General features: G+C 72.5%; 11 protein-coding genes. 7 read left to right on the top strand and 4 right to left on the bottom strand.

Annotated elements, in window-relative coordinates:
• Positions 1–40: 40 nt before the first annotated feature.
• The 3 genes from ACT3TZ_RS02170 to ACT3TZ_RS02160 form a co-directional block, all read right to left on the bottom strand.
• Positions 41–1,183 carry a mannitol-1-phosphate 5-dehydrogenase gene (locus ACT3TZ_RS02170; protein WP_444581751.1) on the bottom strand — a complete coding sequence of 381 codons (1,143 nt, stop codon included), beginning with the start codon at positions 1,181–1,183 and terminating at the stop codon, positions 41–43.
• A 7-nt stretch (positions 1,184–1,190) separates the two neighbouring features.
• Positions 1,191–3,353, bottom strand: a complete 2,163-nt coding sequence (locus ACT3TZ_RS02165; protein WP_444581750.1) for a PTS sugar transporter subunit IIA — start codon at positions 3,351–3,353, stop codon at positions 1,191–1,193.
• Positions 3,354–3,537: 184 nt separating this feature from the next.
• Positions 3,538–4,092, bottom strand: a complete 555-nt coding sequence (locus ACT3TZ_RS02160) for a GtrA family protein (protein ID WP_444581749.1) — start codon at positions 4,090–4,092, stop codon at positions 3,538–3,540.
• A gap of 82 nt (positions 4,093–4,174) precedes the next feature.
• Here ACT3TZ_RS02160 and ACT3TZ_RS02155 point away from each other — a divergent pair, with 82 nt between their 5' ends.
• The 6 genes from ACT3TZ_RS02155 to ACT3TZ_RS02130 all read left to right on the top strand — a co-directional run bounded on the left by ACT3TZ_RS02155 (position 4,175) and on the right by ACT3TZ_RS02130 (position 9,785).
• Complete coding sequence (locus ACT3TZ_RS02155) at positions 4,175–4,975, top strand: hydroxymethylpyrimidine/phosphomethylpyrimidine kinase (protein ID WP_444581748.1); 801 nt, start codon at positions 4,175–4,177, stop codon at positions 4,973–4,975.
• Between the two features lie 208 nt (positions 4,976–5,183).
• Positions 5,184–6,044: an amino acid ABC transporter ATP-binding protein gene (locus tag ACT3TZ_RS02150; protein ID WP_444581747.1), complete on the top strand. Its 861-nt coding sequence runs from the start codon at positions 5,184–5,186 to the stop codon at positions 6,042–6,044.
• 83 nt (positions 6,045–6,127) lie between these two features.
• Positions 6,128–7,099, top strand: a complete 972-nt coding sequence (locus ACT3TZ_RS02145; protein WP_444581746.1) for a glutamate ABC transporter substrate-binding protein — start codon at positions 6,128–6,130, stop codon at positions 7,097–7,099.
• Between the two features lie 66 nt (positions 7,100–7,165).
• The gene (locus tag ACT3TZ_RS02140) at positions 7,166–7,873 is read left to right on the top strand and encodes an amino acid ABC transporter permease (RefSeq protein ID WP_444581745.1); all 708 of its coding nucleotides are present in this window, start codon (positions 7,166–7,168) and stop codon (positions 7,871–7,873) included.
• The gene (locus ACT3TZ_RS02135; protein WP_444581744.1) at positions 7,870–8,718 is read left to right on the top strand and encodes an ABC transporter permease subunit; all 849 of its coding nucleotides are present in this window, start codon (positions 7,870–7,872) and stop codon (positions 8,716–8,718) included. Before ACT3TZ_RS02140 ends, ACT3TZ_RS02135 begins: the two co-directional genes overlap by 4 nt.
• A 194-nt stretch (positions 8,719–8,912) precedes the next feature.
• Positions 8,913–9,785: a class II glutamine amidotransferase gene (locus tag ACT3TZ_RS02130; RefSeq protein WP_444581743.1), complete on the top strand. Its 873-nt coding sequence runs from the start codon at positions 8,913–8,915 to the stop codon at positions 9,783–9,785.
• A gap of 151 nt (positions 9,786–9,936) precedes the next feature.
• Here the strand turns inward: ACT3TZ_RS02130 and pdxR are convergent, their stop codons facing one another.
• Positions 9,937–11,439 (bottom strand): MocR-like pyridoxine biosynthesis transcription factor PdxR, encoded by a 1,503-nt coding sequence (gene pdxR / locus ACT3TZ_RS02125; protein WP_444581742.1) that lies wholly within the window; start codon positions 11,437–11,439, stop codon positions 9,937–9,939.
• 59 nt (positions 11,440–11,498) lie between these two features.
• Here pdxR and pdxS point away from each other — a divergent pair, with 59 nt between their 5' ends.
• Positions 11,499–12,440, top strand: coding sequence for a pyridoxal 5'-phosphate synthase lyase subunit PdxS (gene pdxS / locus ACT3TZ_RS02120; protein ID WP_444581741.1), 942 nt, complete (start codon positions 11,499–11,501; stop codon positions 12,438–12,440).
• Positions 12,441–12,457: the final 17 nt, after the last annotated feature.

Genomic DNA, 12,457 nt, shown 5'->3' with positions numbered 1-12,457 from the left:
GGGGAGCCTCCCGGCGGCGCCGTGCAGTGGCGTCGGGACGTCAGAGGGACCCGATGCGATCGGCGACGGCCCGGCGCAGCGCTGGGTAGAGCGGATGGTCGGCCGCGAGGCCGGTGATCTCCGCGGTCACCGCATCGGCGTCGCCGCCGCGCAGGATCTGCTGGAGCTGCGTGACCTCCTCGTCGCCCTCGGGGGTGAAGGCGAGCGCCGCGGAGAACGCGCCGACGAGGTGGGAGGCGTCCAGCCCCCGCTCGACGAGCTCGGCGGCGGGGCCGACGATCCGCTCATGGCGCGAGAGCTTGCGCAGCGGGCTGCGCCCCACGCGCTCGACGGTGTCGGGCAGGTAGGGGTTGGCGAACCGGGCGAGGATCTTGGCGAGGTAGGCCTGCTGGACCTCGACGGGGAACCCGTGCTTGGCCACGAGCAGCGCCGAGGTCTCCCCGAGCACACCCTCGACGATCCCGAGGATGTCCGGATCGGCGATCGCGTCGGAGATCTTCTCGATCCCCGCCGCCCAGCCGTACCAGGCTGTCGTGGCGTGCCCCGTGTTGAGCGTGAACAGCTTGCGCTCGATGTAGGGGGAGAGGTCGTCCACGAAGGTCGCGCCGGGGATGTCGGGCACGTGGTCGCCGAAGGGGCCCCGCTCGATGACCCACTCGTAGAACGACTCGACGGTCACGTCGAGCCCGGCGTCCGGGGCCTGGGCCGGGACGATCCGGTCCACCGCGGTGTTGGCGAACTCGGCGCGCCGGTCGAGGTCGTCGCCCTGGTATGCCGTGCGGATCTCGGCGGACAGGATGTCCGTCGCGTTGATCGCGTTCTCGCACGCCATGACGGCCAGCGGTGCGGCGTCGGCCGGGCGGGCCGCGATCCCGGCGGCGATCGCCGGGGCCACGAAGCGCAGGATGTGGGCGCCCACGGCGGTGGTGACGACGTCGGCCGTGGCGATCTGCGCCGTGAGGGCCTCGGGGTCCTGGGCGGAGTTCACGGCGGTGAAGCCCTCGACCACGATGTCCTGCGGTGCGTCGCCGACCACGTGGACCGTGTAGGAGTCCGCGGCATCAAGCTGGGCGATGAGCCCCTCGGCGACGTCGGCGAACACCACCTCGTACCCGGCCTCGTGGAGCAGCAGCCCCACGAACCCGCGCCCGATGTTGCCTGCTCCGAAATGCACTGCCTTCATGTGGGGTTCACTCCTTCTCGTCGAAGATGGCCAGGATCTCGTCGGCGGATCCCGCCTGCTCGAGGCGCTCGACCTGTGCCGGGTTCGAGAACGTCATGGCGACGTTCTGGAGCAGCGCGAGGTGCTCGTCGCCGCGACCGGCGATCCCGACGACGAAGCGCACCGGGTTTCCGTTCCAGTCGATCGGCTCGTCGTAGCGGACGAACGACATGCCCGAGCGGACGATCGCGGACTTCGCCGCGTTCGTGCCGTGGGGGATCGCGAGCCCGTTGCCCATGAACGTCGAGACCGAGCTCTCGCGCTCGTGCATCGCCGCCACGTAGGCGCGGTCGACGGCGCTGGCGCGGACCAGCAGGTCACCGGCCTCGTCGATCGCGGAGTCCGCGGTGGTGGCACGGCCGTGGAGGTCGATGCTCCCCGTGGTCATGACGCCGGCGGCCTCGGGGGCATCCGTGGACCCGGCTGCCGGGGCAGAGGTCTCGACAGCGACCGGTGCGGCCTGGGACTGGGACTGGGACTGGGACTGGGACTGGGACTGTGACGGCGTGCCGGTCCTCCCGTCCGTCGCCTCCGCGATCGAGGCGTCCTCGGTGCCGCCGCCGTCGGCGCGCTCGCGGATCAGCTCGACCACCTCGTCGTAGCGCGGGGAGTTCATGAACTGGTCGACGGCCACGTGCACCGCCGACGGCGTGCGCTGGGCGGCGCGGTCGGCCAGCTCCTTCTGGGTGACGATGAGGTCCCAGTCGTCGCTGAGGTTCGAGATGGCCTTGTTGGTGACCTCGACGTCGTCGAAGCCGGCCGCCCGCACCTTCTTGCGCAGGACCGTCGCGCCCATCGCCGAGGAGCCCATGCCCGCGTCGCAGGCGAAGACGATCCGGCGGATCGGACCGGTGTGCGTGTCCGCGGAGCCGCCCGCCGCGGAGCCGCCGAGGGCCCCGGCGACGGAGGACTTCTTGCCCTTCATCTCCTCCATCTTGGCCGTGGCGGCGGCCAGGTCGCCGTCGTCCTTCTTGCCGATCCGCATGAGCAGCGCGGCCAGGACGAAGGAGACCGCGGCGGCGCCGGCCACCGAGATGATGATCCCGACGTAGGAGTCCGGGGCGGCGTTGCCGAGGATCGCGATGATCGATCCCGGGGCGGCGGGGGCGCGCAGGCCCGTGTCGAACAGGACGTTGAGGAACACGCCGGTCATGCCGCCGCCGATCGCGGCGAGGATGAGGATCGGCTTCATGAGCACGTACGGGAAGTAGATCTCGTGGATGCCGCCGACGAACTGGATGAGTGCCGCACCGGGCGCCGAGGCCTTGGCCGCACCGCGGCCGAAGATCGAGAACGCGAGCAGGATGCCGAGACCCGGCCCGGGGTTGGCCTCGAGGAGGAACAGGATCGACTTGCCCGTGGGGCCGGCGGCCTCGGAGAGTCCCAGCGGGGTCAGCACGCCGTGGTTGATGGCGTTGTTGAGGAAGAAGACCTTGGCCGGCTCGATGAGGATCGACACCAGGGGCAGCAGGCCGAGATGGATGAGCCCCTCGACGCCCGCCGACAGCAGGGTCATCAGCCCGTTGACCAGACGCGCGAGGCCGAAGAATCCGACGATCGCCATGACGAAGCCGAAGATGCCCGCGGAGAACATGTTGACGAGCATCTCGAAGCCGGCCGGGATCCTCTCCTGCCAGAGCTGGTCGAGCTTCTTCATGAGCCACGCGGCCAGCGGCGCCATGATCATCGCGCCGATGAACATGTGGACCTGGCCGAGGGCCTCGTACTTCGCGGGATCGTTGCCGTCGGCGACCCACTGGGCCAGCAGTCGGACGTTCTCCTGCGCGATGAGCGAGTCGGACCCGGCGATCACACCCATGGTGGCGATGACGCCCACGACGGCGCCGCGCGCCTCGTAGACCATGCGACCGCCGGTGTTCGCGATGAGCAGCGGCAGCAGGTAGTGGATCATCGGCCCGACGATCCCGGTGTGGGCCACGCCCTCGGCGTCGGTGAAGCCGCCCAGGGAGGCGACGGGCGTGAAGCCCTTCTCGATGAAGAACGCCGTGAAGATGCCCCACGCGATGAGCGCGGGGATGTTCGGCATGACCATGTTCGACAGCGAGGTGCCGACCTTCTGCAGGGCGACCCGGGGGCTGAAGCCCGGCCGGGTCTCGGTGGTGGTGCTCATCGTGTGTCCTCACTGGGATCCCACGGGTGGCGTCGACGCCGCCTGCGGGGCGGGGATGGGGTCGGCTCGGGGGAGCCGGGCGGCGGCGCCGGCACCGGGGAGCGCGGGGCCGCACGGCGACGGCGTCGTCGCGTCCCATCCTAGGCGCTCGCGCGCCGGATCCCGGGGGGTCCGAAGGTCCCGGTCAGTGGTCCTCGTCGCGCGCGGGCGCGGCGCTCGGCGGGAACACGAAGCGTCCGTACGTCACGTAGCGGAACGCCGTCGAGATGGCCTGGCCGATGAGGTTGCCGGAGATGTTGTCGGCCAGGGGCGTGTGCAGCCCCAGGACGTACCGGGAGAACGCGAGGCAGCCCAGCTGCAGGAGGGAGGCGATGACGTTGATCGTGATGAACACGGCCACGGAGCGGGCGGTGTGCGGCACCGTGCGGTCCGAGAAGGTCCACAGGCGGTTGCCCAGGTAGGTCAGCACCGAGGCGAAGGCGATCGACAGCGCCTTGGCGACCAGGGGGACGTGGAACAGCAGGCCGCGCCCCCACCCCTCCCCGGGGGTCCAGAAGACCAGCAGGTTGTAGACGGCGGCGTCGATGAAGAAGACCGTGCCGCCCACGGTGAGGAACTTCAGGCTCGGGCCCAGGTGGCGGGACACCAGCCCCCGCAGGCCGTGCGCAGCAGGCGGCGGGGTGCCTGCGGCGTCACGGGGCCGCGTCGACGGCGGACGGACGGACTCGGGGCGCGGCACGCGCTGCACTGTACTGCAGGCGGTCCGCGGCGGCGCGTAGCATGCAGGGCGCTCGTACCCGCCATGCCCAGGAGGCAGCCCAGTGATCCCCGTCGCCCTCACCATCGCCGGTTCCGAGGCCACCGGAGGTGCCGGTGCCCAGGCCGATCTCAAGACGTTCCAGCAGCTCGGGACGTTCGGCACCGCGGCGCTGACCTGCATCGTCTCCTTCGACCCGAAGAACGGCTGGGGCCATCGCTTCGTGCCCGTGGACCCGCAGGTGATCGCGGACCAGATCGAGGCGACCACCGCCCTGCACGACATCGACACCGTGAAGATCGGGATGCTCGGCACCCCCGCGACCATCGACACCGTGGCGCACGCGCTCGCCGCCCAGACCTGGAGGAACGTCGTCCTGGACCCGGTGCTCATCTGCAAGGGCCAGGAGCCGGGGGCGGCCCTGGACACGGACAACGCGCTCAGGGAGCAGATCCTGCCGCTGGCGACCTTCGTGACGCCCAACCACTTCGAGTCGATGGCGCTGTCGGGCATGGACGCGATCGAGTCCGTCGAGGACCTGCGCGAGGCGGCCCGCCGCATCCACGAGATCTCCGGTGCCGTCGTGCTCGCCAAGGGCGGCGTGGTCCTGCCGGGCGAGGACGCCGTCGACGTCTTCTTCGACGGGGAGCAGACCGTCGAGCTGCGCAGCCCCAAGGTCGGCGAGGAGCGGGTCTCCGGTGCCGGCTGCACGCTGGCGGCGGCCGTCACCGCCGAGCTCGCCAAGGGCGCCACCCCGCTCGAGGCCGCTCGCACCGCCAAGGCGGTCGTCGACAGCGCGATCGCCCATCGTCAGGGCGGCCATGCGCCGTTCGACGCGGTCTACCAGGGCGCCTACCGCGCCTGATCCCGACGCCGTCCCGGCGGCGCGGACCTTGCACGGGCTGAGGGGCGACCATCGGGCCGGTTATGGGTGCCACGCGCGCGGCGTCCCGCGGAACTGGCCCGCCACCTGCACGAACGGACGCCGCGGCGAGGTCACGGGTCCATCACGAAACGGGAGGGATCTCCCGGTCGACTGGACGCGGGCGGGACCCTGGGCACAGGATCAGGGGATGACGAGTCCTCCCGACGTGCCCGCGGACACCGCTGCCGAGGTCCCCGGAGCCGCGGTCCGCGCGACCTCGGGCCCCGGATCCGAGGCGGTCGGCGACGCACCGCGCGCCTCACGCACCCCCGGCGAGACGCTCATCTCCGTGCGCGGCGTGACCAAGCGCTTCGGCGACTTCACCGCGCTGGACGACGTCTCCCTCGACATCCGTCAGGGCGAGGTCGTCGCCGTGATCGGGGCCTCGGGCTCGGGGAAGTCCACCCTGTGCCGGTGCATCAACCGGCTCGAGACCATCTCGGCCGGGGAGATCGTCATCGACGGGCAGCCCCTGCCCGAGGAGGGCCGTGACCTCGCGCGCCTGCGCTCCGAGGTGGGCATGGTCTTCCAGTCCTTCAACCTCTTCCCGCACCTGCGGGCCGTGGACAACGTGACGCTGGGCCCCACCAAGGTCAAGCACGTCTCCAAGGCCGCCGCGCACGAGGAGGCGATGTCGCTGCTGGCCCGCGTCGGACTGGAGGGCAAGGAGGACAGCCTGCCCTCCCAGCTCTCGGGCGGTCAGCAGCAGCGCGTCGCGATCGCCCGGGCGCTGGCCATGCACCCCAAGGCGCTCCTGTTCGACGAGCCCACCTCGGCGCTGGACCCCGAGGTCATCAAGGAGGTGCTCGACGTCATGACCGAGCTCGCCGAGGGCGGCATGACGATGCTCGTCGTCACCCACGAGATGGGCTTCGCCCGGCACGTCTGCGACCGGGTCGTGTTCATGGACGGCGGCCGGATCCTCGAGGAGTCCGAGCCCGAGGCCTTCTTCACCGACCCGCGCACCGATCGTGCCCGCGCCTTCCTGTCCAAGATCCTCGCCCACTGAAGACCGGCCCCGGCGCGTGTCCGCGGGACCCCACAGCCCCTCCTGTCCGTGACCTCGGGCAGACCCCTCAGATCGGAGTCACCATGACCACCGCACGTCGCCCCTCGCGCCGCATCCTGCTCGGCGCCGCCGCCCTGCTGCCGGTCGGCGCAGCCCTCGCCGCCTGCACCGACAGCGGCTCCGACGCCCCCGCCGCCCCGGGGGGATCCGAGAGCGCCGCCTCGGGGGCGGACTTCGACGCGATCATCGCCGCCGGACCGGTGGCCGCCGATGCCGACATCGCCGCGAGCGCGTGGGCCCAGAAGGTCAAGGACGCCGGGAAGCTCACCCGCGGCGGCACGATCGTCAACCAGGTCTTCTCCCTTCAGGACCCCTCCACCGGGAAGGTCACCGGCTTCGACGGCGGGCTCACCCAGCTGCTGGCCCAGTACATCCTCGGCAAGGACTCGACCGACAAGATCGACTACATCGACACCACGGTCGACACCCGCGAGACGATGCTCGTCAACGGCACCGTCGACACCGTCATCGCGACCTACTCGATCACCGCCCCGCGGCTCGAGAAGATCGACTTCGCCGGCCCCTACTACCTCTCCGGCACCTCGATCCAGGTGCGCACCGAGGACAAGGACTCCATCACCGACGTCGCGGACCTCACGGGCAAGAAGCTCGTGACGCAGTCCAACTCGACCGGCATCACCGCGATCGAGGAGAACGTCAAGGACCCCGCGTCGGTCCAGCAGCTCCCCGACAACGAGTCCTGCGTGACCGGCCTCAAGCAAGGACGGTTCGACGCCTACGTCCTGGACCAGGGCGTCCTGCTGGGCAACTCCAAGGCCGACCCCACGGTCACCGTGGTCGGCAAGCCGTTCACGGAGGACCCCTACGGCATCGGACTGCCCAAGGACAGCGGCGCCCTCGACTTCGTCAACGCCTTCCTCACCGCGATCGAGGAGGACGGCACCTGGAAGAAGCTGTACGACGCGACCATCGGGACCGTCATCGAGGGCGCGGCGCCCACGCCGCCCACCCCGGGCGACCTGCCCACCGCCTGAGCCCGCGGGCACCCGTCGCCCGGCGCGGCGGGTGCCCGGCCGCGTCACCGACCCCAGGAGTGCGCCATGGAGTTCCTCGCCCGCGGGGCAGAGATCGTCCGCGACAACCTGCCGCTGCTGCTCAGCGGCATCGGCATCACCATCGCGCTGTCCGTGCTCGGCTACGCGGCCGCGCTCGTGCTGGGCACCGTGCTCGCCGTCTGCCGCGTCAGCCCCATCCCTCCGCTGCGCTGGGTGGCCACGCTCTACGTCGAGATCTTCCGCAACATCCCGCTCCTGAGCCTCCTGGTGCTGCTGGCCTTCGGCATGCCGGACGCCGGACTGCTGCTGCCGCTGTTCTGGACCGGAGTGCTGGGCCTGGCGCTGTCCAGCGCGGCGTTCGTCTGCGAGAACATCCGCTCGGGTATCAACACCGTGCCCGTGGGCCATGCCGAGGCCGCACGGTCCATCGGCCTGGGCTTCACCGGGGTGCTGCGGTTCGTGGTGCTGCCCCAGGCGTTCCGCACGATGGTCCAGCCCCTGGTCAACGTCTTCATCGGCACGACCATCGGCAGCTCGCTGTGCGCCGCGATCGCGGTGGCGGAGCTGACCTACGTCACCCAGCAGCTGAACACCCAGTACGCCGAGGCCGTGATCATGTTCGTCATCGCCGCGGCCGTCTACGTCGTCCTCGCCCTGCTCGTCGCCCTCGCGGGCGGCCGGATCGAGAAAGCCGTCTCGTCGACCTCGCGCCGCACCCGTCGGCCGAGCGTCGCGGCAGGGGCCCAGGCATGAGCGCCCGCACCGACACCGCGACCGCCGTCCTCTTCGACGCGCCCGGGCCGCGGGGCCGCCGCCGGATCGCGATCATCTCGATCCTGAGCGTGCTGGTGATCCTCGGGATCGTGACCCTCGCGGTGCTGCAGCTGCGCAGCCGCGGCCAGCTCGACGTGAGCCGGTGGGTGCCGTTCCTGCAGGGCGACTACATCGTCTTCCTGGGGCGCGGGCTCGTGGGGACCCTGACCGCCACCGCCGTCGCGGCCGTGTTCGCGTTCCCCCTCGCGCTGCTGCTGGCCCTCGGACGGCTGTCCTCCGTGCCGATCCTGAGCTGGCTGGTGACGGGATGGATCGAGTTCTTCCGCGCCGTCCCGCTGCTGCTGGTCGTCTACTTCTTCCTGCTCGCGCTGCCGGGGCCGGCGATCGGGATCACCCTGCCGCGCTTCTGGATGCTGGTGATCCCGATGATCCTGGTGAGCTCGGCGACCACCGCCGAGGTGTTCCGCGCCGGGATCAAGGCCGTGGACCGCGGGCAGTGGGAGGCGGCCGAGGCCATCGGCCTCTCGCGCAAGCAGATCCTGCGCGCGGTGATCCTGCCGCAGGCGATCCGCCTGGTGCTGCCCAGCCTGGTGCTGGCCCTGGTGAGCCTGCTCAAGGACTCGACCCTGGGCTTCGTGGTGAGCTACAACGAGCTGCAGTTCCAGGGCAAGAACCTCGTCGGGTTCACCCGGCTGCTGCTCCAGACCTACGTCATCGTCTCGGTGGTCTACATCGTGCTGAACTTCCTGCTGACGCGCCTCGCGATCGTGCTCGAGAAGCGGATGCGCCGCCGGGCCGGTGCCCCGCGCGCCCGCGCCGTCTGAGAGCTCCGGACCGGGACTCGCTCCCGTATCGCGGCGTCCGCCCCGGTGCGCCTGCCGGGCCGGTCGCGCGTCCCCGGCGCATGTGGCGGACGTCATCGCACGGCTGCGGCCCGCGGCGTAGCGTGGTGGGCGGCCCGCCGACGTGCCGCGCCGCTCCCCGTCGTCGTCCCCTCCCGGAAAGCTGGTCCTCGCGCATGTGCCGCCTGCTCGGTGTCGTCACCCGTTCCGCCGCCCCCCTCGTCGAGGCCGTCCCCGAGGAGCTGCCGCTGTTCACGGCGCTCTCGGAGCGGCACAAGGACGGCTGGGGCGTCGCCTCCTACGGCGGGAGCGCCCCCGCGGGCGGCCCCCGGGTGCGCAAGGGCATCGACACCGCCCGCGCCTCGACCGCGTACGGCGAGGCCGTGGCCGAGGCCGACGGCGACCTCACGGTGGTGCATCTGCGCCGCGCCAGCGAGGGCCTGGTCCTGACCCTCGAGAACACCCATCCCTTCGTCGAGGGGGACGTCACCTTCTCCCACAACGGGCAGTTCGACATGCCCGAGGGCTTCCGCGAGCACGTGCTGAGCCTGGGCGGCCGCCCGGTCGAGGGCACCACCGACTCCGAGCTCTACTTCTCCCTCATCACGGTCCATGCCCGCGAGCACGGCTGGGCCGAGGCCGTCCAGCGCGCCGCGATGGACGTGCACCGCCTGGTGACCGAGCGCGGCGGACGCATCCCCGAGGGGCTCAACTGCCTGCTGACCACGCCGCACGAGCTCGTGGCCTACGCCCACTCGGACCCCGACCAGCTGCGCCCGGACGCCCCGTGGGAGACCTACGACCTCCGGTTCCGCGCCGACGAGGCGACGGGCCGGGTGCTCGTGAGCTCGACCGGCTACCCTCAGGCCGGCTTCACCTCGATCCGCCAGGGCGAGGCGATCACCATCGCCCGCGGCACGCTCGACGTGCGTCACCACGCGCCGCGCGCCGACTTCGTGCCGGCCCCCGCACAGCTCGCCGGGGAGCAGGCCTGGGCGGCCTCCCGCGCCGGCGACGCCGGGGCCCAGGGCTCGCGCGTCGCGAGCTGACGGCGCAGCGGACCTCGGCCGCGCGCCGACCGCCGCGGGTCCACCGTGCACTGCGGGTCCCATGGCCGCAGCGGGGCCCACGATCAGGGTGGATCCTTCGGGCAGCGCGGGTCCGTCGGGCATGGCGCCCCACGGATCCGCTCGCCGGGCCTCAGGGCGCGGCGGCCTCGGCCAGGAGAGCCGCCCCGGCCTCGGTGTCCTCGTCGCTCCCGCCGAAGCCGATCACCACCCCGGGACGCGGGGACCCGCCGGACCAGTACCGCGCGAGCGAGCCCACCCGCACGCCGCGCTCGAGCGACCTCGCCAGCACCTCCTCCTCGGGGCGCTCGGTCAGCGCGATCGCGGCGAGCCCGCCCGGGACCTCCTGGAGACGGATGCCCGGAGCGTCCGCGAGCCGCCCCCGCAGCCGGTCCAGTCGTCGCCGGTGGGCGGCGCGGGCCCTCAGCAGGTGCCGTTCGAGGCCTCCGCGGTCGAGGTAGCCCGCGAGGGCACGCTGGGCGACCTCGCCGCTGCTCGCGCCGAGCACCGCCCGGGCGTGCCGCACGGGTGCGCGCAACGGCTCGGGCACGGTGATGTGGCCGATCGCGACCGCGGGGGTCAGCAGCGAGGACGCGCTGCCCAGCAGGACCACCCGCTCCCCCCGGGCGTCGAGGCCCGCGAGCGCCGGGAGCGGGGCGCCGTCCCAGCGCCACTCGGCCGTGTGCTCGTCCTCGACCACGAGGAACCCCTCGGTCACGGCGCGATCGAGGATCTCCAGCCGTCGGGCCAGCGGCAGGGAGCCGCCGAGGGGGTACTGGTGCGAGGGCGTCACGACGAGCACGTCGATCCCCGCCGGGATCCGTGACGGATCCACGCCGGAGGCGTCGGCCGGGGCCGCGAGCACCCGGTGCCCCAGCAGCTCGGGCACCTGTCGCAGGCTCGGATAGCCGGGCTCCTCGAAGGCCACCGCGAGCGGGCGCCCCCGATCCGCGGCGAGCGCGGTGAGCACGAGGCGCAGTCCGTCGCGGGCCCCGGCCGTGACCACCACGCGCTCCGGGTCGACCTGCACCGCACGCACGCGCCGCAGCCGGTCCGCGAGCGCCGCCCGGAGCGCCGGGTCGCCCTCCGGCGCCGAGCGGGGCGAGGGCGTGCGGGCGGCGGCCTCGCGCCAGGCGGCTCGCCAGGCGGGATCCGGCAGGTCCGGGGCGACGACCGTGCCCGGTCGCAGATCGAGCACGGGGTGCGGGGCCTCCGCGGACAGGGCTGCGGCCCGCCGCGCACCGGAGGCACCATGTGCTCCCGGCACGCACGGTGACCGGAGATCCCTCGGGGCCGGACGGGGCACGGGCAGGGACAGGTCCGGGTCCACGACCGTGCCGTCACCCGTCCGCGAGCGCAGATAGCCCTCGGCGACCAGCTGCTCGAAGGCGGCGACGACGCTGCCCCGGGCCACTCCGAGGGACTGGGCGAGAGCCCGGGTGGAGGGGACGGGCTCGCCGGGCCGCAGGGTGCCATCGGCCACGAGGCTCCTGACCTGGGAGGCCAGGCGCGAGGGCAGGGGCCCCGAGCCCTCCTGGGGGTTCAGCGGCAGCGTGACGCTGCGAGCGGTGCGGACGATGGCGTGCCTCCGGGCTCCTGGACGATGCGGCGCGGGCGGCCACTGCGAATGGTCCATCTGAAGTGGCCGTCAATGGAGCTTCCCATGAACCATTGGCAGCGCGCAGGATGGTCCGCATGACCTCTCCCGAGACCCCCGTGCCCTCCGTCGTCACCGCCTCCGATGGCGGTCGCACCGGGGGGACCCTCGTCCAGCGCGGCCTGGCCGACATGCTCAAGGGCGGCGTCATCATGGACGTCGTCACCGCCGAGCAGGCCCGGATCGCCGAGGACGCCGGCGCCGTGGCCGTGATGGCGCTCGAGCGGGTCCCCGCCGACATCCGCGCGACGGGCGGCGTGGCGCGCATGAGCGACCCGGCCCTCATCGAGGAGATCATCGCGACCGTGTCGATCCCCGTCATGGCCAAGGCCCGGATCGGCCATCAGGTCGAGGCCCAGGTGCTCGAGCACCTGGGGGTCGACTACATCGACGAGTCCGAGGTGCTGAGTCCCGCCGACCACGCCCACCACATCGACAAGCGACGCTTCACGGTGCCCTTCGTGTGCGGTGCCACGAACCTCGGCGAGGCCCTGCGCCGCATCAACGAGGGCGCCGCGATGATCCGCTCCAAGGGCGAGGCGGGCACCGGGGACGTCTCCGAGGCCACCCGTCACCTGCGCACCATCAACCGGCAGATCACCGAGCTCACCGCGCTCGCGAAGGAGGCGCCCGAGGAGCTGTACGTCGCCGCCAAGGAGCTGCAGGCCCCCTACGAGCTGGTCCGCGAGGTGGCCGAGCACGGCGAACTGCCCGTGGTGCTCTTCACCGCCGGAGGCATCGCGACCCCCGCCGACGCCGCCTTCATGATGCAGCTCGGCGCCGACGGCGTGTTCGTGGGCTCCGGGATCTTCACCACCGGGGACCCCGCCCGCCGCGCCGCCGCGATCGTCGCCGCGACCGCCTCCTTCGACGACCCGGCCGCGATCGCGGACGCCTCGCGGGGCCTGGGCCCGGCGATGGTCGGGATCTCCGTCGCGGACCTGCCCGCGCCGCACCGTCTGGCCGAGCGCGGATGGTGACCACCGACGGCCCCGCC

Origin of the sequence: Brachybacterium sp. AOP25-B2-12 (assembly GCF_052378625.1) — a bacterium.
In the GTDB taxonomy this organism is placed as follows: domain Bacteria; phylum Actinomycetota; class Actinomycetes; order Actinomycetales; family Dermabacteraceae; genus Brachybacterium.
The sequence above is the reverse complement of the archived record's forward strand: the minus strand, read 5'-3'. Positions and strand labels throughout refer to the sequence as shown.

Excerpts from the sequence above, each read along its gene's own strand:
- ACT3TZ_RS02150 (WP_444581747.1), top strand. The coding sequence starts at position 5,184 with ATGACGAGTCCTCCCGACGTGCCCGCGGACACCGCTGCCGAGGTCCCC.
- ACT3TZ_RS02170 (WP_444581751.1), bottom strand. The coding sequence starts at position 1,183 with ATGAAGGCAGTGCATTTCGGAGCAGGCAACATCGGGCGCGGGTTCGTG.
- ACT3TZ_RS02130 (WP_444581743.1), top strand. The coding sequence starts at position 8,913 with ATGTGCCGCCTGCTCGGTGTCGTCACCCGTTCCGCCGCCCCCCTCGTC.
- ACT3TZ_RS02135 (WP_444581744.1), top strand. The coding sequence starts at position 7,870 with ATGAGCGCCCGCACCGACACCGCGACCGCCGTCCTCTTCGACGCGCCC.
- ACT3TZ_RS02140 (WP_444581745.1), top strand. The coding sequence starts at position 7,166 with ATGGAGTTCCTCGCCCGCGGGGCAGAGATCGTCCGCGACAACCTGCCG.
- pdxR (WP_444581742.1), bottom strand. The coding sequence starts at position 11,439 with ATGGACCATTCGCAGTGGCCGCCCGCGCCGCATCGTCCAGGAGCCCGG.
- ACT3TZ_RS02145 (WP_444581746.1), top strand. The coding sequence starts at position 6,128 with ATGACCACCGCACGTCGCCCCTCGCGCCGCATCCTGCTCGGCGCCGCC.
- pdxS (WP_444581741.1), top strand. The coding sequence starts at position 11,499 with ATGACCTCTCCCGAGACCCCCGTGCCCTCCGTCGTCACCGCCTCCGAT.
- ACT3TZ_RS02165 (WP_444581750.1), bottom strand. The coding sequence starts at position 3,353 with ATGAGCACCACCACCGAGACCCGGCCGGGCTTCAGCCCCCGGGTCGCC.